18 protein-coding genes are annotated in these 21,825 nt (G+C 65.6%); 10 read left to right on the top strand and 8 right to left on the bottom strand.

Annotated features, from left to right (window positions below; translation table 11 throughout):
- Positions 1–15: 15 nt before the first annotated feature.
- Genes bufB through QRQ56_RS26045 form a run of 3 tightly spaced genes read left to right on the top strand, consistent with a single transcriptional unit; the run spans position 16 to position 2,211 of the window.
- Positions 16–933: an MNIO family bufferin maturase gene (gene bufB / locus QRQ56_RS26035; protein ID WP_438743985.1), complete on the top strand. Its 918-nt coding sequence runs from the start codon at positions 16–18 to the stop codon at positions 931–933.
- Positions 923–1,705, top strand: a complete 783-nt coding sequence (locus QRQ56_RS26040) for an HvfC/BufC N-terminal domain-containing protein (protein ID WP_438743986.1) — start codon at positions 923–925, stop codon at positions 1,703–1,705. The genes bufB and QRQ56_RS26040 overlap by 11 nt, the downstream gene beginning before the upstream one ends.
- Complete coding sequence (locus tag QRQ56_RS26045; protein WP_438743987.1) at positions 1,702–2,211, top strand: DoxX family protein; 510 nt, start codon at positions 1,702–1,704, stop codon at positions 2,209–2,211. The genes QRQ56_RS26040 and QRQ56_RS26045 overlap by 4 nt, the downstream gene beginning before the upstream one ends.
- Positions 2,212–2,473: 262 nt before the next feature.
- Here QRQ56_RS26045 and QRQ56_RS26050 read toward each other — a convergent pair whose 3' ends face one another.
- The 3 genes from QRQ56_RS26050 to QRQ56_RS26060 are packed head-to-tail and all read right to left on the bottom strand — an operon-like array spanning position 2,474 to position 4,559.
- Complete coding sequence (locus QRQ56_RS26050; RefSeq protein WP_438743988.1) at positions 2,474–3,319, bottom strand: SDR family NAD(P)-dependent oxidoreductase; 846 nt, start codon at positions 3,317–3,319, stop codon at positions 2,474–2,476.
- Positions 3,320–3,328: 9 nt separating this feature from the next.
- Complete coding sequence (locus QRQ56_RS26055) at positions 3,329–3,880, bottom strand: carboxymuconolactone decarboxylase family protein (protein ID WP_438743989.1); 552 nt, start codon at positions 3,878–3,880, stop codon at positions 3,329–3,331.
- Positions 3,858–4,559, bottom strand: a complete 702-nt coding sequence (locus tag QRQ56_RS26060; RefSeq protein ID WP_438743990.1) for a TetR/AcrR family transcriptional regulator — start codon at positions 4,557–4,559, stop codon at positions 3,858–3,860. The genes QRQ56_RS26055 and QRQ56_RS26060 overlap by 23 nt, the downstream gene beginning before the upstream one ends.
- Before the next feature lie 166 nt (positions 4,560–4,725).
- Here QRQ56_RS26060 and QRQ56_RS26065 point away from each other — a divergent pair, with 166 nt between their 5' ends.
- The 6 genes from QRQ56_RS26065 to QRQ56_RS26090 all read left to right on the top strand — a co-directional run bounded on the left by QRQ56_RS26065 (position 4,726) and on the right by QRQ56_RS26090 (position 11,705).
- The gene (locus tag QRQ56_RS26065) at positions 4,726–5,934 is read left to right on the top strand and encodes an ABC transporter substrate-binding protein (RefSeq protein WP_438743992.1); all 1,209 of its coding nucleotides are present in this window, start codon (positions 4,726–4,728) and stop codon (positions 5,932–5,934) included.
- A gap of 3 nt (positions 5,935–5,937) precedes the next feature.
- Complete coding sequence (locus QRQ56_RS26070; RefSeq protein ID WP_438743993.1) at positions 5,938–6,831, top strand: MBL fold metallo-hydrolase; 894 nt, start codon at positions 5,938–5,940, stop codon at positions 6,829–6,831.
- Positions 6,832–6,842: 11 nt separating this feature from the next.
- A complete protein-coding gene (locus QRQ56_RS26075; RefSeq protein WP_438743994.1) occupies positions 6,843–7,811 on the top strand; it encodes a Bug family tripartite tricarboxylate transporter substrate binding protein in 969 nt (322 codons plus the stop codon).
- Between the two features lie 25 nt (positions 7,812–7,836).
- Positions 7,837–8,373 (top strand): VOC family protein, encoded by a 537-nt coding sequence (locus QRQ56_RS26080; RefSeq protein WP_438743995.1) that lies wholly within the window; start codon positions 7,837–7,839, stop codon positions 8,371–8,373.
- 156 nt (positions 8,374–8,529) lie between these two features.
- Positions 8,530–10,839, top strand: a complete 2,310-nt coding sequence (locus QRQ56_RS26085; RefSeq protein ID WP_438743996.1) for a caspase family protein — start codon at positions 8,530–8,532, stop codon at positions 10,837–10,839.
- Between the two features lie 53 nt (positions 10,840–10,892).
- Positions 10,893–11,705 carry a class I SAM-dependent methyltransferase gene (locus tag QRQ56_RS26090; protein ID WP_438743998.1) on the top strand — a complete coding sequence of 271 codons (813 nt, stop codon included), beginning with the start codon at positions 10,893–10,895 and terminating at the stop codon, positions 11,703–11,705.
- Between the two features lie 34 nt (positions 11,706–11,739).
- Here QRQ56_RS26090 and QRQ56_RS26095 read toward each other — a convergent pair whose 3' ends face one another.
- Entirely contained in the window at positions 11,740–13,296 is a 1,557-nt protein-coding gene (locus tag QRQ56_RS26095) for a L,D-transpeptidase (protein WP_438744000.1), read from the bottom strand.
- 265 nt (positions 13,297–13,561) lie between these two features.
- Complete coding sequence (locus tag QRQ56_RS26100) at positions 13,562–14,998, bottom strand: lipopolysaccharide biosynthesis protein (protein WP_438744001.1); 1,437 nt, start codon at positions 14,996–14,998, stop codon at positions 13,562–13,564.
- 309 nt (positions 14,999–15,307) lie between these two features.
- On the opposite strand from QRQ56_RS26100, the gene QRQ56_RS26105 reads away from it, so the two are divergent.
- Entirely contained in the window at positions 15,308–16,375 is a 1,068-nt protein-coding gene (locus QRQ56_RS26105; RefSeq protein ID WP_438744002.1) for an endo-1,4-beta-xylanase, read from the top strand.
- Between the two features lie 3 nt (positions 16,376–16,378).
- On the opposite strand, the gene QRQ56_RS26110 is transcribed toward QRQ56_RS26105, so the two are convergent.
- From QRQ56_RS26110 to QRQ56_RS26120, 3 genes are all read right to left on the bottom strand, one after another.
- Positions 16,379–17,329 (bottom strand): DUF6492 family protein, encoded by a 951-nt coding sequence (locus QRQ56_RS26110; RefSeq protein WP_438744003.1) that lies wholly within the window; start codon positions 17,327–17,329, stop codon positions 16,379–16,381.
- A 95-nt stretch (positions 17,330–17,424) separates the two neighbouring features.
- Entirely contained in the window at positions 17,425–18,231 is an 807-nt protein-coding gene (locus QRQ56_RS26115) for a protein-L-isoaspartate O-methyltransferase family protein (protein WP_438744004.1), read from the bottom strand.
- Complete coding sequence (locus tag QRQ56_RS26120; RefSeq protein ID WP_438744006.1) at positions 18,228–21,698, bottom strand: ATP-binding protein; 3,471 nt, start codon at positions 21,696–21,698, stop codon at positions 18,228–18,230. Before QRQ56_RS26120 ends, QRQ56_RS26115 begins: the two co-directional genes overlap by 4 nt.
- Positions 21,699–21,825 lie beyond the last annotated feature (127 nt).

Consider the following 21,825-nt stretch of genomic DNA (forward strand, 5'->3'; position numbering starts at 1 on the left):
GAACGGAGCAGCACGATGAGCACGGTGATCAAATCGACCCGACCAGCCGCCATGCCGCTCCGCTTCTCAACGCCCATCGGCGGCGTTGCCGGGACGAGCTTCAAGCCCGAGCATCTCCCTGACATCCTCGCGGCCGGACCTCGGCGTGGCTTCTTCGAGGTCCACGCCGAGAACTACATGGGCGATGGCGGTCCGCCGCATCGCGCGCTGGAAGCAATCCGCCGCGACCATCCTCTCTCCCTGCATGGCGTCTGCATGTCGATCGGCGGCCCCCGGCCGCTCGACAAGGCGCATCTGGCGCGCTTTCGCGGCCTGGTCGCGCGCTATCAGCCCGCGCTGGTGTCCGAGCATCTCGCCTGGTCGACCCATGAGACCAGCTTCTTCAACGATCTGTTGCCGCTGCCCTACACCGAGGCGACGCTGGCTTGCGTCTGCGACCACATCGACCAGGTGCAGGAGGCAATCCGCCGTCCGCTGCTCCTCGAGAATCCCTCGACTTATGTCGCTTTCCGCGAATCCGCGATGCGCGAGACCGAGTTCATCCGCGCCATTGCCGATCGCACCGGCTGCGGGTTGCTGCTCGACGTCAACAATGTGTTCGTCTCCGCGACCAATCACGGCACTTCGGCGCTCGACTATCTCGCGGATTTCCCGCTGTCGCGCGTCCAGGAAATCCACCTTGCCGGCCATGCCGAGCAGGCCGACGACGAAGGCGATGTGCTGTTGATCGACAGCCATGACGGCCCGGTCGCCGACGTCGTCTGGCAGCTCTACGAGATCGTCGTCCAGCGCCGCGGCGCGGTGCCGACGCTGGTCGAGTGGGACAGCAAGATCCCGGACTGGCCGGTGCTGCAGGCGGAAGCCGCGGCCGCGCAAGCGATCCTCGATCATCATCAGACCACACCCGCAGCAGGGGCGCGTCATGCGGCCTGAACCCGATCTATCCTTTGCGGCTGCGTTCGCGCCGGCGTTGCTTGATCCCGCGCGGAGCACGCCTGCGGTCGTGACCGGTCCGAACGGAAAATCCGCCAATCGGCGCTACGACGTCTACCGCAACAACGTCACGGTCAGCCTGATCGACGCGCTGGCTGCGATCTATCCGGCGGTGCAGCGCATCACCGGCACCGAATTCTTCCGCGCCATGGCACGCGTACACGTTCGCAGCCATCCGCCGACCTCGCCGCTGCTGTTCGAGTATGGCCACGACTTTCCGGAGTTCATCGAAGCTTACGACCATGCGCAGGACATGCCCTGGCTTGCCGACGTCGCGCGGATCGAGCGGGCCTGGCTGGATGCCTATCACGCCGCCGATGCCGCGCCGCTGTCGCCGGACCGGCTGTCGGCGGTGACGCCCGATCGCTTGGCCGGCCTGATATTCACTCCACATCCGGCCGCACGCTGCCTGCGTTCGCAATACGCGGCCGTGACGATCTTTGCGGCCAATCGCGACGGGGCACCGGTCATGCGCATCGATGCCTCCACGCCGGAGGATGCGCTGATCACGCGGCCCGAATTCGACGTCACCGTGCACCGCCTTCCGCCCGGTGGAGCGGTGTTTGCCGACGGACTGATCACGGGGCTGTCGCTCGGCGAAGCCGCCGCGGCGGCGCTGGACGCTGCACCCGAGTTCGACCTTGCCGCGAACCTCGCCGGGCTGATCGAAGCCGGCGCCTTCATCTCGCTCGCCTGCGGAGACCCATCATGATCACGGACCAGCACATGACCACCGAAAGCGGCCTGCCGTCGCCCTGGCTGCTCGTCGACCGGGCCAATCGCCTGGTGCAGATGATTGCCACCCCTTCGCTGGTGCAGCTCGTGCTGCGCCTCGCGCTGGCGGTGCCTTTCTGGCGCTCCGGCATGCTCAAATGGGGCGGCTTCCTCAAGCTGAACGACACCGCCGTGACGCTGTTCAGCGACGAGTTCATGCTGCATCTGCCGGGCGGGCCCTACCACTTTCCCGTGCCGACGGTAATGGCATTCCTGTCAGGCTGCGGCGAGATCATGTTCCCGATCCTCCTCGTGCTGGGTCTCGGCACGCGGTTCGCAGGGCTCGGACTTCTGTTCATGACCGTCATCGTCGAGCTCACGGTGCCCGACGGATGGCCGATCCATCTCACCTGGGCGGCGATGGCGCTCGGCATCATGGCCTACGGCCCGGGAAACATCTCGCTCGACCATCTCATCTGCCGCGTGCGGTCGCAGGCGGGATAGCTACGCGATTACATCTATCCACATGCGCCGCCGTCATCCTGAGGTGCGCGCCTCGAAGGATGGGCCGCAAGCGCCCGTGGCCCATCCTTCGAGGCTCATCTTGCGATGCTCTCGCATCGCAAGGTGAGCACCTCAGGATGACGCCGGTGGGTGTGGTCGGGAGCCGCCCGGGGTGCGACAGTCGTAGCCCGCATGAGCGAAGCGACATGCGGGAACGATCGTCCCGGATATCGCTTCGCTCATCCGGGCTACGCGCCGAATTTCACATCCCGCTCAGCCCGCTATCCACCGCCAGCGTTTGCGCGGTGACATAGACGCTTTCGTCCGACAGGAAGAACAGCACGGCATAGGCGATCTCCCATGCCGTGGCCTGGCGGCCGAAGGGAACGTGGCCCTTGCCGCGGTTGGGGCGGCCGGCGCCGGCTTCGCGGCCGTTCGGGGTGTCGACGAGGCCGGGATAGACGAGATTGGCGCGGATGCCGCGGCGCGATCCGAGATGGGCGATGTTGCGCATCAGGCCGCCGAGCGCGGCTTTCGACGAGTCATACACCGCCATCTGCGATCCCGCCTTCAGCGCGGCGATGGAGGAGATGAAGACGATTGCGCCGCCATTGTCGAACTTCGGCAAGCCTGCGCGGCAGCACAGCATGGGGCCGCGGACGTTGACGTCGTAGATCCTGCTCCACTCCTCAGGGGACACATTGTCGAGCCCGGTCTTGCCGAAGGTGCCGATGTTCAGCACCATGCCGTCGAGGCCGCCCATCGCACGGTGGGCCTCATCGATCATGCGCTGGACATCGGTCTCGCGCGTGACGTCGGCTTCGATCGCAAAGCCTTCGCCGCCTTCGTCGGTGATGTGCCTGACGGTCTGCTGCGCCGAAGTGTGGCTGAGATCGGCCACCGCGACCTTCGCCCCCTCGCGCGCGCATAAAATGCTCATGGCGCGGCCGTTGCCGACGGGATCGGTGGCTGCGTCGAACACGCGCTGGCCGCCGCCGACGATGAGGATGCGGCGTCCGTTCAGACGCCCCCTGCCCGGCGCTTCGCCCAGGGACTCCGCGCTCGGCGGGCGGACGTAGCGCTCCGGCTTGATGTCGGTCTCGCTCATCCTGGCCGCCTATTTCTTGCCGCCGTCATAGACCTTCATGCCGGCCGCGGGATCGAGATCGGTCTCGGTCGCCTCGGTCAGACGCGCCATCATCATGTAGAAGCCGAGCGCGACGATGGATTCGACGATCTCCTGGTCGCTGAAATGCTTTCGTGCCGCGACGAAGGTTGCCTCGCCCACGCGGACATTCTCGACGACCTCCCGGCCGAATTTCAACAGCGCGCGCTCGGCCTCGCTGAGTGCGGCAGCATCGTAGTCGCTGCGTTCAACGGCATCGACCTGTCCTTGCGTGCAGCCGACGCCGAGCGCGATCGGCACGTGCTGGCGCCATTCATAGGCGCCGCCCTCGAGCTGGGCGGCCTGCAGGATCAGCAGCTCGCGATTGACCGCCGAGAGCTTCTGCTTGTGCAGGATCGAATTGCCGAGCCGCATCGCCGGGATCATGTTGGCCTCGGCGTGGGCCATCATGCGGAAGATGTTGAGCTTGACCGGCATGCGGTCGAACGAGGCGCGGATATCGCCGCTCGTCGTCTCCGGATCAATCAGGGGCAGCCTTGCCACGGTTCTCTCCCTTGGTTTTTCGTTTCTTGTTGTCGTCGCTGCCGCCATCCGCCGCGATCAGCGACAGGAAGAAGGACAGATACCGGTCGATCGCCTCGATCACCTTCGGCCGCGGCGAGGGCACCGCACCCATCACGTAATGCTCAAGGCGGATGTAGATGAGGCCCGCCGCGAACAGCCGCGCTGTCTCGCGCGGATCGGGCGTTTTCACGAGACCAGCCAGCGCGAAGCCGCGGAAATAATCCGTCATCATGCTCTGCTCGCGCGCGTAGAAATGATCGGCGAACTTGGCGCGGATGCCGGGCACGCGGTTACGTTCGGCGGTGATCACCTTCTGGAACTGGTGCTCGCGCGGGTCCGACCATTGCTCGACGAGGTCGAGCGCGAACTGCCGGCAGAATGCGGCGGGCTGGCGCGCGAGCTGCTTGTAGCGCGCTTCTTCCAATCGGCTCGCCGAGCTTGCCGGGCCGTGCTCGCTGACGATCGCTTCGAGGATCGCGGCCTTGCCGGAGAAATGATTGTAGAGGCTGCTCTCGCGGATACCGACGCGGCGGGCGAGCTCGCGCATCGAGGCGCCGCCATAGCCGCTCTGCGCGAACAGATCGAGCGCCTCGGTGAGGATGCGCTCGCGCGTCGTGGGCGCAGCCGCTTCCGCCGCGCGGGTGGTGTGAACAGCCATGACGACTTGACTAACGAACGATCGTTCGCTAGTCAACCGTACGAACGATCGTTCGTTTCGTCAGTCTGGCGGCAACGGTCGTGGCCCGCAAGCCTGCTTGGGGCACTGTACTCGCGTTTCAACTCCGCTCGTCGAGAAGTGGAGAGCAATCTGGGGAGACGATTTCATGGCGCGCTTTGCCCGCCTTCGCCTTCGTGCGGCCTGCATCCTGCTGCCGCTGCTCGCAAGCAGCGCCGTCTCCGCCCAAAGCAAGTACGATCCCGGCGCCGACGACAAGACGATCAAGATCGGCACCACCGCGCCGTTGAGCGGCCCGGTCTCGGCCTTCGCGCAGATCGCCAAATCCGCCGAGGCCTACTTCCGCAAGGTGAATGACGACGGCGGCGTCAACGGCCGGCGCATCCAGATGATCATCGCGGACGACGCCTACAGCCCGCCGAAGACAGTGGAGCAAACGCGAAAACTGGTCGAGAGCGACGAAGTGCTGCTGATCTTCGGCGGCGTCGGCACCCCCACCAACAGCGCCGTGCACAAATATCTCAACGACCGCAAGGTGCCGCAGCTCTTCCTCGGCTCCGGCGCGGCCAAGTGGGACGATCCGAAGAACTTTCCCTGGACGGTCGGCTGGCAGCCGACCTATCGCGACGAGGCCATCGCCTACGCCAAATATATCAAGGCGAGCCACGCCAGCGCGAAGATCGGCGTGCTCTACCAGAACGACGATCTCGGCAAGGACTATCTGAAGGCGCTGGAAGAGGGGCTCGGCAGCGGCGAAGCGATCGTCGCGCGCGCGGCCTACGAGACCTCCGCGCCGACGGTGGACACCCAGATCCTGCAGCTGAAGACCGCCGGCGCCGATGTGGTGCTGGTGGCGGCAACACCGAAATTTGCAGCCCAAGCGATCCGCAAGATCGGCGAGATCGGTTGGAAGCCGACGACCATCATCTCCAACGTCTCGGCCTCGATCAGCGGCGTGCTGGAGCCGGCCGGCAAGGACAATTCCACCGGCGTGATCTCCAGCCAGTACCTGAAGGACGCCACCGATCCCGCCAACAAGGACGATGCCGGCACCAAAGAATGGCTCGCGTTCATGGACAGGTACCTGCCCGACGCGAACAAGAGCGACTGGCTCAACGTCTACGGCTACACCATCGCGCAAACGCTGGTGACGGTGCTGAAGGCCTCCGGCAATGACCTCACCCGCGCCAATGTGATGAAGCAGGCGACGAGCCTGAAGGACGTGCGCCTGCCGATGCTGATCAACGGCACCGCGATCAACAATTCGGCGGAGCGCTATACGCCGATGACGAGCCTTCAATTGATCAGGTTCGACGGCACGCGCTGGGTGCCGTTCGGCGAACTCCTGAAGAACTGACGCATGCGGCAGGTGCAGATCGGCAGCATGCGGGTGGATCTCGTCAGCGAGATCCCGTCGCTTGCCTTCGACAAGACCTGGCTGTTCGCCAACGTCACCGACGCGGTGATCTCGGAGAACCGGAGCTGGCTCGATCATCGCTATATCGAGCCGGAGACCGGCCGTTTCATCCTCAGCCACCACTCCTATCTGGTCCGCACGCCGCGCTGGACTGCGCTCGTCGACACCTGCTGCGGCAACCACAAGAAGCGGCCGCGCGTGCCGGTCTGGAACGATCTCGACCAGCCCTATCTGGAGAACCTGCAGTCGCTGGGCGTCGCGCCCGAGCAGGTCGATTTCGTGATGTGCACGCATCTGCACGTCGATCACGTCGGCTGGAACACGCGCCTGCTCGACGGCCGCTGGGTGCCGACCTTTCCCAACGCGCGCTATTTGATGGGCCGCGAGGAGTACCGGCATTTCGAGGCCGCGCATAACGCCGCGCCAAAGAGCCCGGTGAACCACGGCTCGTTCGAGGATTCCGTGCTGCCGGTGATCGCGGCGGGCCTCGCCGAGCTGGTCGAGACCGACCACCACCTGTTCGATGATCGCGATGCCGCCCTGCGCTTCGCGCCGGCGCCGGGCCACACCGCCGGCAACATGCAGATCCACCTCAACGGCGGCCACGATCACGCGGTGATGTCCGGCGACGTCATCCATCATCCGATTCAGTGCGCGGCACCGTGGCTCTCGAATGCCGCAGACGTCGATCCGGCCGCGGCGGTCGCGACGCGAATGGCGCTGCTGGAGGAGCTTGCGGATACGCCGAGCTATCTGCTGACCGGTCATTTTCCGGCACCGACCGCAGGCCGCGTTATCAGGCACGGCGATGCCTACAGATTTCGTTTCGAAGATTAGGGAATGCCATCATGATGCTACGCACGATCACGCTTTCGCTTCTCGCATTGCTCTCGGCGGCGCCTGCCGCGCGCGCCGAAGATCCCGCCGCCTATCCCACTCGCAAGATCCGCATGCTGCTGCCTTACGCGGCCGGCGGTGGCGGCGACGTGGTCGGCCGTCTGCTCGCCGACAGGATGGGCAAGACGCTCGGCCAGAGCATCTATATCGAGAACCACACGGGCGCTGCCGGCACGCTCGGCACCCAGATGGTCGCGACATCAGCGAATGACGGCTACACCATCACCGTCGGCGGCATGACGACGCATGTGCTGGCGCCGGCGATCTATCCGAAGCTGCCCTATGATTCGATCAAGGACTTCACGACGATCGGCCGGGTCGGCGTCTCCTCGATCATCCTGGTGGCGACCAAGGATTTTGCCGCGAACGACATCAAGGGCCTGATCGCGCTCGCCAAGAAGGGCGAGCCGATCCAGTACGGAAGCTGGGGCATCGGCTCGACCGGGCAGTTCTGCGCGGAGATCCTGATGCAGCAGACCGGCATCAAGATCGAGCATGTGCCGTTCAACGGCATTGCCAAGCTTGCCGGCGACCTGCTCGGCGGCCACATTTCGCTGGCGACGCTCGACGTCGCGACCGCGACGCCGCTGGTGAAGGACGGCTCGATCAAGGCGCTGGCCGCCTGCGGCGAGCGTTCGCCGAGCCTGCCCGATGTCGCAAGCTACGCGGAACAAGGCGTGCCGTTCGACCGCAGCCTGTCCTGGGCCATGTACGCGCCCGCGGGCCTCGCGCCGCCGATTGCGCAGAAGCTGTCGGCCGCGCTGAAGGACGCGCTCGGCGATGCCGAGGTCAAGGAAAAGCTGCTGAAGCTCGGCATCACGCCGCAATTCGTCCCGGGCGAGGAGCAGCGCGACATCAACGCCCGCGACATCGTCGCCTGGAAGCAGGTTGCCAAGGACGCCGGTATCGAGGTCAAGTGAGCAGGTCGAGACAGGGAGCGCGGGCATGAGCCGCATCTTCGGCGCGGTGCGCCAGAACGGATATGTGGTCCGGGACATCCAGGCCGCGATGAAGCACTGGATCGAGGTGATGGGCGTCGGTCCCTGGTACTACATGGACCGCGTCAAGACCGACTGGTTTCGCCATCGCGGCCATGATTCATCCGTCGAGATGAGCATTGCGCTCGCCAACACCGGCGATCTCCAGATCGAGCTGATCCAGCAGCGCAACGACGCGCCCTCGCTCTACAAGGAGTTTCTCGATGCGGGCCACGAAGGCCTGCAGCACATGTCCTACTGGAGCCACGACTATCAGGCGCTCTACGACAAGGCGCTCGGGCTCGGCTTTGGGATCGGGCATGAAGGCCAGATCGGCGGCGACAAGGGGCGCTTCGCCTATTTCGACACGCAGGCCCATCCAGGCACGATCATCGAGATTTCCGACATCAGCGGCACCAAGGGGCCGTTCTTCGAGAAGGTCCGGCAGGCGGCACTGAACTGGGACGGCACGCGGCCGATCCGTGAGGTCGTCACGAAGTCGTAGGACTGGCTGCAGTCGGACTGCCCGGAAGCCTCCGCAGCGTCATGGCCTGGCCGGGCATGACGACGTCCGGCAGCAGGACGCGACCAAATAGAAATTGTATTGCGGCCCCGGTCGGATATTCTTTCCGACATTGCAAATCTCGGCTCGGGGGCCGTGATGAAGTTCATTTCTCTCTTTGTTTTCAGCGCTCTGGCGCTGGTCTGCCAGCCGGCCGCGGTCTTTGCCGACCAGCGCATGGCGCTGGTGATGGGCAATTCGGCCTATCAGCGCGCGCCCAAGCTTGCCAATGCCACCAACGATGCCGGCCTTCTGGTCGAAACCTTCAAGAAGGCGGGCTTCACCGTCGTCGAAGCGCGCAACGATCTCTCGGCCCAGGACATGCGGCGCGCCTTGCGCGATTTCGGCGCCAAGGCGCGTGGCGCCGACATCGCCGTGATTTACTATGCCGGCCACGGCATCGAGATCGACGGCAACAACTATCTCGTTCCGGTCGATGCCCAGCTCGAGAACGACACCGACGTCTATGACGAGACCATCGGGCTCGACCGCGTGCTGGTCGCCATCGAGCCGGCGAAGCGGCTGCGCCTCGTCATTCTCGATGCCTGCCGCGACAATCCGTTCGCCAAGAACATGAAACGCACGATGGCCTCGCGGGCGGTGGCGCGCGGCCTTGCCAAGGTCGAACCTTCGAGCCCGAACACGCTGGTGGCCTTCGCCGCCAAGGCCGGCCTCACCGCGCTCGACGGCGACGGCAAGAACAGCCCGTTCGCCACGGCGCTGGCGCATCATCTGGCAACGCCCGGCCTCGATCTGCGCAAGGCGTTCGGCTATGTCCGCGACGAGGTGCTGCAGGCCACCACCAACAGGCAGGAGCCCTTCATCTACGGCTCGCTCGGCGGCGACGACGTCGTGCTGGCGCTGGCGGCAGCGCTTGCTCCCCCGCCAGCCGCTCCGGTGGCCTCCAGCGACACGAGCGCATCGCGCGACTATGAGTTTGCCGAACGCGTCGGGACGGTGGAAGCGTGGGATCTCTACATCGCGGCACATCCGAGCGGATTCTATACCGACCTGGCGAAGGTTCAGCGCAACAAGCTCGCCGCGGCGACTCCGCGCACGGCGCCGGCCGCGGCAGAGAACGAGCCGAAAAAAGTGCAGACCTCCCCGATCCTGCCGCCGCAGCAGGAAGCGGCCAAGCCCGTTGCCCCGCCCAAAATGGCGGCCGCGCCAGCGAACATCGTGCCGCTCGCGCTCACGGGCCCGCCGGCCAGCGAGACCAAGAGCATTGCCGCCGTGCCGGCATCGACTTGCACCACGCGAACCGCGCGGCGCGGCAACGATGCCGTCGGCGGCCCGTTCATTCCAGTTTCGATCAAGCCCAACGTCGAGGGCGCGAGCGTGCGCAGCATCGCCGTGTCACCGAACGGAAAGGAGATCGCCACCGCCGGCGATGACGGCACGATCCGGCTCTGGGACGCGTCCTCGTTCCGGCAGACGCGCGTGCTGAAAGGACATAGCGGGGCGGTCTACGCGCTCGACTACTGGACGGACGGCACGCAGCTCGCCTCCGCCGGATGGGACGGCAAGGTGAAAGTGTGGGACCTCAAAAGCGACGGCCGGAGCCTGACGTTCGACGCCGGCGCAAAGCAGTTCGCGGTCGCCTTCGCGCCGGAGCCGTCGCCCAAATATCTGGCGTCGGCCGGCGAGGACGGCGTCGTGCGCATCTGGAACCTCGCGACCCGCGAACTCGCCAAGAGCAAGCTCGATCACCCAAGCGGCGATCCCGCACGCGCCGCGGTTCGCTCCCTGAGTTACGCGCCCTCCGGTTCGGGTGAATTCGTCTCGGCCGGCTATGACGGCAAGATCAGATTCTATCGCACCAGCGGTGCGATTGATGCCAAGGACGCCTATGGCCGCAAGGCGCTGCGCGTCGCCTATTCGCCCGACGGCACGCGCGTGGTCACCGCCGGCTCGGATGCGGAACTCGGCTCGGCGAAAGTGTGGGACGTCAGGAACGGCACGTCACGGATCCTCGCCGGCCACCGGGATTATGTCGTGTCGGCGAACTGGTCCGCGGACAGCAGGCGCGTCGTCACCGGCGGCGGCGGACGCGACAAATCGGTGAATGTGTGGGATGCGGACAGCGGTCGGCTGCTCGCGAGCTTTACCGGCCACCAGGAGGATGTCGAGGCGGTCGCGTTCTTCCCGGGCGGCACGCGGCTGATCTCGGCGAGCGAGGACAAGACGATCAAGGTCTGGGACATCGCCGAGCGGCGCCTGCTCCTCACCGCGATCGGCTTCGGTGATGACGGCTATGTCAGCTACACGCCCGAAGGCTGCTATGCGGGATCGAGCGGCGTCGAGAGCCGGCTCAGCATCTCGACCGGCAACCGCTTCGAGCCGATGTCGCCGGAAGCGCGCAAGGCGATGCAGGAACCGGCAGGGTTCACGTCCTTGCTGGCGCGGTGACGCCGCGATTTGTGGTAACATGCTCCCGTGCCCGAACCTTCAGCGAGGCAAGCATGTCCAACACTGACAAGGTTTTCGCCGGCTCGATTCCGAAAATCTACGACGAATATCTCGTCCCGATGATCTTCTCGGTCTATGCAGAGGACATCGCACGACGCGTCGCGGCTCGCTCTCCCGCCGTCGTGCTGGAGATCGCCGCGGGCACAGGCGCCGTTACTCGCGCAGTGGCGGCGGCGCTGCCGCCCGGCATCCATTACGTTGCGACCGACCTGAACGAGCCCATGCTTGCGGTCGCCGCGCAGCGCCAGGCAAATGACGATCGCATCACCTGGCGGCAGGCGGACGCCATGTCCCTGCCATTCGGAGATGCCGAGTTCGACGTTGTCTGCTGCCAGTTCGGCGCGATGTTCTTTCCGGACCGCGTCAAGGCTTACGAAGGGATCAGGCGCATCCTCAAACCGGGCGGCGCATTCGTGTTCAACGTCTGGGACCGCATCGAGGACAATGTGGTCACGCACGAGGCGACGACCGCACTCGCGAAAATGTTTCCCGACGATCCGCCGCGTTTCATGGTCCGCACGCCGCACGGCTATTACGACAAGAGCATCATCAGAACAGATCTCGAGCGCGCAGGCTTCCGCGACATCACGATCGAGACGCGGTCAGAAACAAGCCACGCGCCCTCGCCCGAATATGTCGCGCTTGCCCTCTGCCAGGGCACGCCGCTACGCAGCGAGATCGAGGCTCGAGATGCCAGCAAGCTTCAGGCCGCGACCGACCTCGTCGCCGGCGAACTCCGAAGCCGGCATGGATCCGGAGCGGTGGACGGCAAGATCCAGGCGATCGTGATCGAAGCGCTGGCGTAATGGGCGGCCTCTACCCGCCGCGGCGGGCGAGCAGCTACCACCAGCTCCGCTGCATCGGCTGCGTGGATTGATAATACTGATACTGGCCACGCTGCCGGCGCGGATTGCCCTGCTGGACGTAGGGATCGCGCTGGTAGAAGAAGCCGAAGCCGTTGCCGCCATTGTCCCAGCCGTCATCGCTGGCGATCATGGCGGGCGCGGTCGGCTTGCGCGTGATGAAGCCGCCTTGAGGATGGTCGCTCAGTACCGCGACGAACTCGGTCCGGTAATTGGTCTCGGCGCTGAGCGGCTCGTCCGAGATGATGATCGAGGAGCGCGGCAAAGCGGTCGGCCCGATGCGATCCCACACATCCTGCGGGATGGTGATGCGGTCGAGCGCATTGCGGGCCTCGTCGGCGTTTTCGATCGTGACCACGCTCCAGCGCAGGCCCGTATCGGTCTTCGCCATCGCCGTGAAGATATGCGTGCCGAGCGGCTGCTCGGGATTGCGGATCGTGACGGGGACCTCGATGCTGGTGTCGAACACCTCGCCGCCGCCATCGGGCGCCGGCTTGTGCGTGTTCCGCCGCACGTAGAGCTTCTGCGTCGAGCGGCTGATATAGACCGAGACCGGCTCGCCCGCGAGCTTCGCGTCGGTGGCGGCCTTGACGGCTTCGGTCTTCTTGGTCGCAGCGGCCTTGGCGGCGTCCTTCGTCGCGGCCACGGCGTCGCGCTTCGGCTGCGCGGCGGCCTTGGCGGTGTCGAGCTGCGTCGCCGCGTCGGCGGCCTTGGTCGCCGCCTTCTGCTTCAGTTCCTCGGCCTTGGCGCGGGCCTGATCGGTCTTGGCGTTCGCGAGCGTCTTGTCGGCAAAGGCGAGCTCGGCGTCGGCACGAGCCTTCTGCTGTTCCAGCTTGCGCAGCGCGGCGGGAAGCGAGGATGCTTCCTTTGCGGCGACGGACGCAGCCTTCTTGGCCTCGTCAGCGGCCCTTGTCGCCTCCTCGGCTTCGGCGGAGAGCTTGCCGGCACGGCTCGGCACGGCGGCGATGGCCTCCGGCTTCGGCACGAACAGCGAGGGGTGGGAGAACTCGGTCGGGACCGAGTCAAAGGGCGAGATGATCACGCGCATCCCAATATAGGTCTTGTCGAAGAGGCCCTCGGCGAAGCCGAAGGGCATGCGCACGCAACCATGCGAGGCGGCATAGCCCGGCAGCGGTCCGCCATGCAACGCGATGCCGTTCCAGGTAATGCGCTGCATGTTGGGCATCCAGGCATCGTCATACATGGTCGAGCGGTGGTCCTTGTCCTTCTCGACGATGGCGAAGACGCCGGCCGGCGTCTCGCGTCCCGTGGTGCCGGTCGATACAGGCGCGCGCAGGATCCAACCCTCGGAATCGTAGAAAGTGACCTGCTGGCTCTTGATCGACACGATCGCCATGATCGGCTCACCGGCCTGGCGCGGCGCCACCGCCTCGGCCGGCTGGCGTGCCTGCTTGGCCGCAATCGCCGGACCGGCAGCCGCAAGGAGGGCCATTGCCCCCAATGTCACAAGTCCGGGAGGCCCCCGACGCCGCATCGCCTTGGTGGGTTGCGTCGTCGTTATCAGGTTTTTCATGCCATCCTCGGTCGAAATGCCGGCCCGCTCATGCCGATCATGTATCAGATTGCGATCATTGAATTAAGAAATCGCAGCCGCCTTACGTTCCGTCTGTGGCGATATTCGGCACGGCCCGGCGACAAATCCGTCATATACGACGTCCCGAGCCGGCGGAAGGTCGGTTGCAGCCGGGGCCGGTCTGAAGCTGTTGGCCCACCGCTGCGGCAGAATGTCCGGGGTTTGCCGGGCCGGGTGGCGAGGCCGCGCCGGACGGCATCCCGCCCTAGACGCCCAGCGCCTTGCGGTTGAAGCCGCGCAGGAAACGCAGCGACAGCGTCCGGACGTTGGCGACGTTGAGAAGCCATGCCGCCGCGACATAGGCAAGGCCGCCGGCGAGACTGACGATCACGAGCGCCACAAGACCGGTGCCAGCCGCCTGCGATCGCGCGAAGAGGATGGCGGCCGCCATCGCCGCGGCCGAAACCGCGACCCCGGCAAGCCGGTTGAAGTCGAACGGCACCGGGTGAGCGCGGTGCATCAAGACGACGGCAACGACGAAACCGATTGCCTCGGTCGCCAGTGTCGCCAATGCCGCGCCATAGATGCCGTAGCCGGCGACCAGCGCGACCATCAGAACAACGCTAACGACCAGCGTGAGGAAGGACTGTGCCGCCAGCATGAACGGGCGCTCGGCGAGCTGGAAGCTGATCTGCACATAGAATTGATTGGCGATCCCGAAGAAGCGGGCGAGCACCAGGGTCGGCAGCAGCGCCGATACGCCGGCGCGAAAGTCGACGCCGACGAGCGTGCCGGCGACCTGATCCGCTGCAAGCGCAAGCCAGATCGCAACGGGCGTGACGACGACGAGCAGGAGCTCGAAGCTCTCGGTCAGGCGTTCCCGCGTCGTTTCCTTGTTGTTCTCCGACAGGGACCGGAACACCAGCGGCACGGTGGCCGCGGCGACGCTGGATGCGATCATCACCATGAACTGGCGCGGCAGGTCGGCGGCAACGCCAAAGATGCCGGCGGCGTCCTTGCCGAGCAGATAGGCGACGATGAGCCGGTCGCAGGCCGAATAGACCGCAACGGAGAGTCCGGCGAGCGTCAGCGGCAGGCCGTAGCGCGCCAGTTGCATGAACTGGCTGCGATCGAAGCGAGCGATTTTGGTGCGGTCACCGACGAGATTGAGGATGATCCCGGTGAGTGACCCCAGGCCGAAGGCCGCCAGCAGTCCCAATCCGCCCCAGCCGAGCCAGATGCCGCCGAGGCCGAAAGCGACGCTCGCCACGCTGCGCACGATCGAGATCGCGGCAAAGCGATAGGGGCGCAATTTGGCGCGTTCGAATTCCTGCCCGACATCGACCGCATTGGCCATGATCGCGACGAACATGCTGGCGAGCAGCAGTTCGACGCTGACGTCGCTGCGGACCAGGAACACCAGCGGGGTCGTGGCGCAGAGCACCGCAACGGTAAGGACGAAGGCGACCATCGCCGTGCCGCGAAAATCCACATCCGCCGACATCGCCTGATAACGCGACACCGACAGCTTGATCCAGGCGAAGAAAATCGCGCCCAGGATCCCGGCGAGGCTGAGGCCGACGACATAGACGCCATACTCCGCCGGCGTCAGCAGCCGCGTATAGGCCGTGACGGCGAAGAAGCCCACCGCCGCGGGCAGGATGTAGGCAACCAGATAGATCGAGAAGTGGCGGTTCAGCATGCGAGCACGGGACCGGCAGCGGTCTTGCGAGTGTGACGGCCGTTCACCAATGGGAACTTGGCCGGGCGGACGAACTGCGCCGCAGCATCGCTGAAGAGTGTCACATAAGTCTGCAGATCGGCATGCGAATGCAGCTTCGCAGCCGCTTTTGCGCATTAGCGTTAAATTTGCCCTTCCTCGAACGGCAAGGCGCGGTCGCCGAATGAAACCATGGACTTGCAGGCGGCGGAGGTTAACCCAACACGGCGAAACCCGGGCGTTGCGAGGCGACGCTTGGTACGGTGATGCGTTGGCTCGAAAAGGACCGTCGTGACCAGGCTCGATAGACGCGAATTTCTCCTTGGCGGCGCCGCAGCACTCGCGGTGGGCGCTTCTGCGTCGGCGGCGCCGGCATCAAAGCTCGCGCAGCGCCGTCCCGGTTTTGGCGCCGCCGCAACGCTCTGGGATCTGCAAGCCGACCCCAGGCTTGGCGAAGCCATCAGCACCTATTGCACGCAGGTGGTGCCGGTGCTCGAGCTGAAATGGCCGATGCTGCGACCGAACGCGCACACGTTCAATTTCGAGCGCGCCGATGCGATCCTGGATTTCGCGCGGGACAACGATCTGACGATGCGCGGCCACGCGCTCGCCTGGTATCACGACATTCCGGACTGGACCAAGCAGATCAAGGACACACGCGGCGTCGAGCGCGCCTATGTCGATCACATCGGCACCGTCGTCTCCTACTACAAGGACAAGCTGACCTCGTGGGACGTCGTCAACGAACCGATCCCGGACAATCCGCGCAGCGTGAAAGATCGGCGCGATACGTTCTGGACCCAGCATCTCGGCCAAAGCTGGATTCCGCTGGCGTTCCGCACGGCAGCCGCGGCCGATCCCTTCGTCAAGCTCGCGATCAACGAATATGACATCGAGTCCGCCAAGGACTCCTTCATCGCCAAGCGCGCCGCCTATCGCAATTTGATCATGGACCTGCTCGACCAGGGCGTCCCGCTGCACGCCGTCGGACTGCAATCGCATCTGCATGCCGAGCTCGAGATCGACACCCATGGTCTCGCCGAATTCGTCACCGAGCTGCGCTCGTGGGGCCTCGAGGTGCTCGTCACCGAGCTCGACGTCGACGACCAGAAGCTGGCGGGAACGCCGGCGGAGCGCGATGCCATCGTCGCCAAGCGCGTCGACGATCTCCTGGCGGCGATCTCCACCAGCGGCCCGGTGCGCTCGGTCCTGACCTGGGGCCTGTCGGATCGCTACAGCTGGATCAACGGCGTCTTTGCGCGCGCCGACAAGCAGCCGAACCGCCCGCTGCCGCTCGACGGCGAGTTCAAGCCGAAGCCGTTCCTGGACGTGATCAGCAAATTTACGAAAGACGCCTGAATATTAGCGCGCCTTCGACGCGACGAAATCGGCCGCCTCGTCCGCATGGTCGGGGACAAGGCCCGGCGCCCGGCGATCGCGCGACGAGAGGCGGAACACGTCGCGGATGTCGTCGACCGAGGTCGAGGAATAGGACTGGATGCAGAGCGCGACCTGCTCGGGCGAGGCGGCGCGCATCATCGCTTCGATGGCCGGACGATCGAGCGGCGTGTCATCCCAATGCGAGACCGCGATGCTGTCTTCCGTGATCCGGTGGGTGGCCAGATGCGCGGGCGAGTTCGCGACGAAATGGCCGTACATCAGATATTCCGAGAACTTCCTCTTCCGGCACAGCGCCAGGACCCAGTTCAATCCCGTCGCCGACCTGATGGCATCGGTCATCGCACGCGCGGTGTCCTTGTCCCAGACCAGCGCATTGCCGACATAATCGTCGGCGGGAAAGGTGCGGTCCTTGATACCGAGCAGCTGATCGACGGTGCGCAGCCAGAGCCCGTGCAGCGGGTGGTCGGCGCCGATGTCCTTCGGCGTGACGAACAGGGGCGTCTTCTCGGCGCCTGCATATTGGCCGACGTCGAATTCGCGGAAGAACAGATTGTCCGAATCCAGAATGCAGACGCGCTGCTCGGGCGCGTTGAGCACGCCGGCGATCTTCAGGATCTGCTGGATGTGCCAGCCGTGGACGGGCGACGACAGCAGCGACAGCCAGACACGCCGCTTGCTGATGAACTGAAGCGCCGGCGGCAGCGCAAACAGCCATTTCGGCAGGTACCGCGAGGCCGGAACGATGACGCGCTTGTCGGACGCGAAGCGCTCGAACAGCGGCACGTCCTCATCGTTAACGAGAACATAATGCCGCGTGTATCCCGTCAGCCACGTGTCGATGCTCTCGCTGAGCAGCGAAAAGCGTTCGATATCCTTGGCGTAGCTGGCAGTCAGCAGGGCAACGGAATGCATGGAGCGCGCTCGAATGGCCATCAGGCCGCACTCATAGCCGCGCTGCGAGACCGGGGAAACTCACAAACGGAATCAAGGTAAAATGAAACGAAGCGTTAGCCATCCGACGGCAGCCCCTGCTCGATCCCGCGGAAGCGCAGCGGCGCGAGCGCGGAGGCGCGTTGCCACCAGTCGGCGACGCGGTCGTCGAGCGCGGTCGTGCCGCGCCCCTGGCCGGGATAGATGCGGATTTGCTGCACCGCCTCGGCTTCAAACGCCTTGCGCTTGTCCTTGCCTTTGCGCGTGATCTTGAGCGCGGCGCCTTCGCGGTCCCGCTGCGTGAGCGGCACCAGGAGGCGGCCGCGCGGGCGCAGTGCCTCGAGCCAGAGCGGGTGCGGATGCGGGAAGCCGGCATGGACGATGATCACGTCGGCGGGACCGCCGAGCTTTTCGCACCCGTCGCCGTGGACGATTTCGACGTTGCCATAGGCGCGAAGATAATTCGCGGCGCGCGCAGCCAGGCGCTCGTCGCACTCGATGGCATGCACCCTGCCCTTCGGTCCCACCATCTTCGACAGCACCGCGGAGAAATAGCCGAGCCCGCAGCCGATCTGGACCACGCGCTCTCCCGGCTTGATACCGAGCACGTCGATGAAGTGCACCCACAGGCTCGGCAGGCCGGTGTCGAGCTTGCGGCGCGCGTCGATCGCGACCAGCACATTGTCATAGAGATGGACGGGATCGCCATTCGGCGTCCGCCGGTAGCTGCGCGCCGCTTCGCTCTTGATGCGCCAGGGCCCCCTCGGCAAGAAGTCCTCGCGCGGGACGGCGGCGAGCGCTTCGAGCAGGCGCGGCGAGGAAATCCGCTCGCGCTTTGCAATCCGCTCGACGTAACGCGCACGCGCGGCGGCCAGATCGCTCATCTCACGGCATCGGCCTGCTCGCGGACCGGTGCGTCCGCGCCGAGCTCGTCGACGAGCTGCATCGCCTGCTTCAAGTCCGGCGTAGAAAAGCCCTCGCTGAACTTGCCGACCACAGGCACCAGCAGCAGACTAGCCTGATCCCGCCTGCCCGTCTTGTGCAACAGGCGGGCCAGGCTGACGGCGGTGCGAAGCTCCCAGGACAGCGCGCCCTGCTTGTGCGCGGTCTCCAGCGACAGGGCGAACAGGTCCTCGGCTTCCTGCACCGACGCAGGGTCGTCGTCCGACATCATGATCTCGCCCTGCAGGCGATAGACTTCAGCGAGATAAGAGTGATCGCCAGTGCGCCTCGCGGTCGCGAGCGCACCGTCGAGTGCGCGCAGAGCGGCCTCGCGCATGCCGACCTTGGCATAGGCTTCCGCGAGCAGACAGCGGAACCAGCAGCCGGCGAGCCAGGAATCCATCGCCTCGTACTCGTCGAGGCCGAAGCGCATCTGGCTGAGACCCTCATCCGCCTCGCCGAGCTGGGCGAGCGCCCAGCCGCGCAGGATCGCCGCCTGCTGCTTCCAGTGCAGGAAATTGTGCTCGGTGGCGATGATCATGGCCCGGTTGGCGTGATCGCGCGTGCCCTCGACGTCGCGCAAATGCTGGCAGAGATAGGCGCCGAACACGAGGGCGAAGGCGAGCGTGAAGGGATGGCGCATCTTCTCGGCATTCGCGATCGCCTGCTCGCTGTGCTGGCGCGCGGCGTCAGGCCGGCCGAGGAACCAGAGCAAATAGCCGAGATAGGACAGCGAGACGACACCGGGGTCGGTGCCGTGCCGCTCCATCAGATCGGAATGCAGATCGGGACTGTAGAGATTGATGCAGCGGTGCAGATGGTGCTGGGAAGCGGCAAAGCGTCCGCGATAGAGCATCGTCATCGCGATCGAGCGGTGTGCCTCGATCAGATAACCAGTCTGCTGCGCCGGCTGCGTCCGCTCGTTGAGCCGCTCGCGCTTGGCAAATTTCAGCAGCTCGACGCTGAGATCGTGCGCGCGGGTGAGATCGGCGCGGATGAAATGGCAGACCCAGAGGCCGCGCGTGGCGGCAAAGGCCTTTTCGTCGTCGTCGAGCTGCCGGCCGAGCTCGAGCGCCCTTGTGTAGTTTTCCTCGACCTCCTGGACCGCGTAACCCTTGGCGGCGATCAGCGCATTGCCGAGCGCGATGCGGAGCTCGAGCTCGATCTCGTCGGCGCCCTGCATGCGCGCATTGGCCTGCACGACGCTGAGGCCCCGGCGCAGATGACCGATCGCCTCCAAATTGGCACCGCTCTTGGCCGCCTGCTTGCCCGCCTTGAGCCAAAAGCTGGCGGCGCCTTCGCTCTGGCCGGACTCGGTCAGATGATGGGCGAGCAGCTCCGGTTCGCGCTCGGTCTTCTCCGGATACATCTCCGCCAGCACCTGGGCGATCCGCGAATGCAGCTTGCGCCGCTCGCTGTGCAAGAGGCTCGCATGCGCGGCGTTCTGGATCATCACGTGCTTGAAGGAGTAGAGCGCATCAGGCGGATGGCCGCGGCGTATGATCAGTCCGGCCTGCTCCAGATGATTGAGCGCGGCTTCGATCTGCTCCGCCGGCGTGTTGGCGACGGCGTGCAGCGTCTCGTAGGAGAACTCGCGGCCGATGGTGGCACCGATCTGGGCGATCCGCTTGAACGGACCCATCCGGTCCAGCCGCGCCATCAGCGAGTCGGTCAGGGTTGCCGGAATTGCGAGCTGCCGCCACGGGCCCGACAGCACGTAGCGCCCGTGCCGCTCGGTCAGGAGGTTGGATTCGAGGACCGTCTTCGTGAGCTCCTCCAGGAACAGCGGCACGCCATCGGTCTTGACGATGATCTCCTCGACGACCTCCTTGGGGAGCTCGCGTCCGGCGACGCGCTCGACCAGCGTCGTGCGCAGCTGCCGGCTCAGGCGGTTCAGCACCAGCGTCGTGATGTGCGAATGCGCGTTCCAGCTCGGCTGGAATTCGGACCGCGCGGTGATGATGACGAGGACCGGCCGGTTCTGCACCCGGTCGACCAGAAGGTCGATCACCTCGCGGGAGGTCGGATCGATCCAGTGCAGATCCTCGAACGCGATGACGAGCGGCATCTCGCGCGCAAGGCCCAGGAAATGATTGACCAATGCCGCGACGGTCGCATCCTTCTGCTGCTGTGGCGACAATTCGAGCGGCGGATAGCGGTCGCCGGTCGGTATCGACAGCAGCGCGGCGAACAGCGGCGTAATCTGCTCGATGTCGCCATGAGCGGCGGCGATCGCGGTCTCGAGGCTCGCCAACGACAGCGCGGACGAGTCCTCGCGGTCGAGGCCGAGGGAGAATTTGAGCTGCTCGGCGAACGGATAGAATGCCGTGGACGTGTAATAAGGCGAGCACTGAAACGAGACCTGGCCGTGGCGGTCGCCCGAGATGCGCTCGAAGATCTCCTGGATGATGCGCGACTTGCCGATGCCGGGTTCGCCGAACTTGACCACGACCTGGCCGTCGCCTTCCTTGGTCTGCTGCCAGCGGCCCATCAACAGTGCGATTTCCTCCTCGCGGTTGACGAGCGGGGTCAGGCGCGAGCCCATGGCGGCGGCGAACCGTGTCTCCACGCGCGAGGCACGCATGACGTGCCAGGCCTGCGTCTTCTCGGAGATGCCCTTCAGGGCGTGCGTCCCGAGATCGCGATAGTCGAACTTCCCCTTCAGCAGGGACTGCGTCGAGGTGGAGATCACGACGCCGTTCGGCGGCGAGAGGGCTTGCAGGCGGGCAGCGAGATTGACGGTTTCGCCGACCGCGGAGTCGCGCTCTTCGGTGCCCTGCCCGACGAGGTCACCGACCACGACGAGGCCGGTCGCGATCCCGATCCGGACCGCGGGCGAGTGGCTGAGCGCACCGCGCGGCTCGATCGCGCGTGCGGTCGACAGGACCCGCACGATCTCGAGCCCGGCGCGCACCGCGCGCTCGGCATCGTCCTCATGCGCGGTCGGATAGCCGAAATAGACGAGGATGCCGTCGCCGACGAAACGGGCGGCAAAGCCCTCGTAGTGCTTGACGACGCGGACGCAGGTCTCGCGAAAGCTCGCGATCATGTCGCGGACGTCTTCCGGATCGAACTGCACGGAGAGCGAGGTGGAATCCACCATGTCGCAGAACATGGTGGTGAGCTGGCGGCGCTCGGCCCCGACCTCGGTCCGCGGTTGCGGAGGCGTCACTGTGGCCGGCGCCACGGTCGTTTCGGCCTGGAACAGGGCGGTCATGGCACGCTGGAGCCGTTTGCGATCGCCGAGCGGCAATCCAAGCTCGACCAGATCGGACTCCGTCAGGTCACCCATGACATCGAGATCGAGGCGGTGCTGGGCAAACAGATCGGCGTAATGACCAAGGCCGGCGCCTTCAAGCCAGCGCTTCAGCCCGCCTTCCGCCTCCGTGCCCGGCTCGTTCTCCAGCATGGTGATTCTGCCCGACCATTATTCCGTCGAAGGGCTTTTAGGCCCCCTCAACCACAGATTTTGGGGCCCGAACTTCACCTCAGACTGGACGCGTTCCCAAACTCTTGGGAAGAATAGCCCAATTAGA

The sequence above is a fragment of the Bradyrhizobium sp. U531 genome, assembly GCF_051710265.1.
Classification (GTDB): Bacteria; Pseudomonadota; Alphaproteobacteria; order Rhizobiales; family Xanthobacteraceae; genus Bradyrhizobium.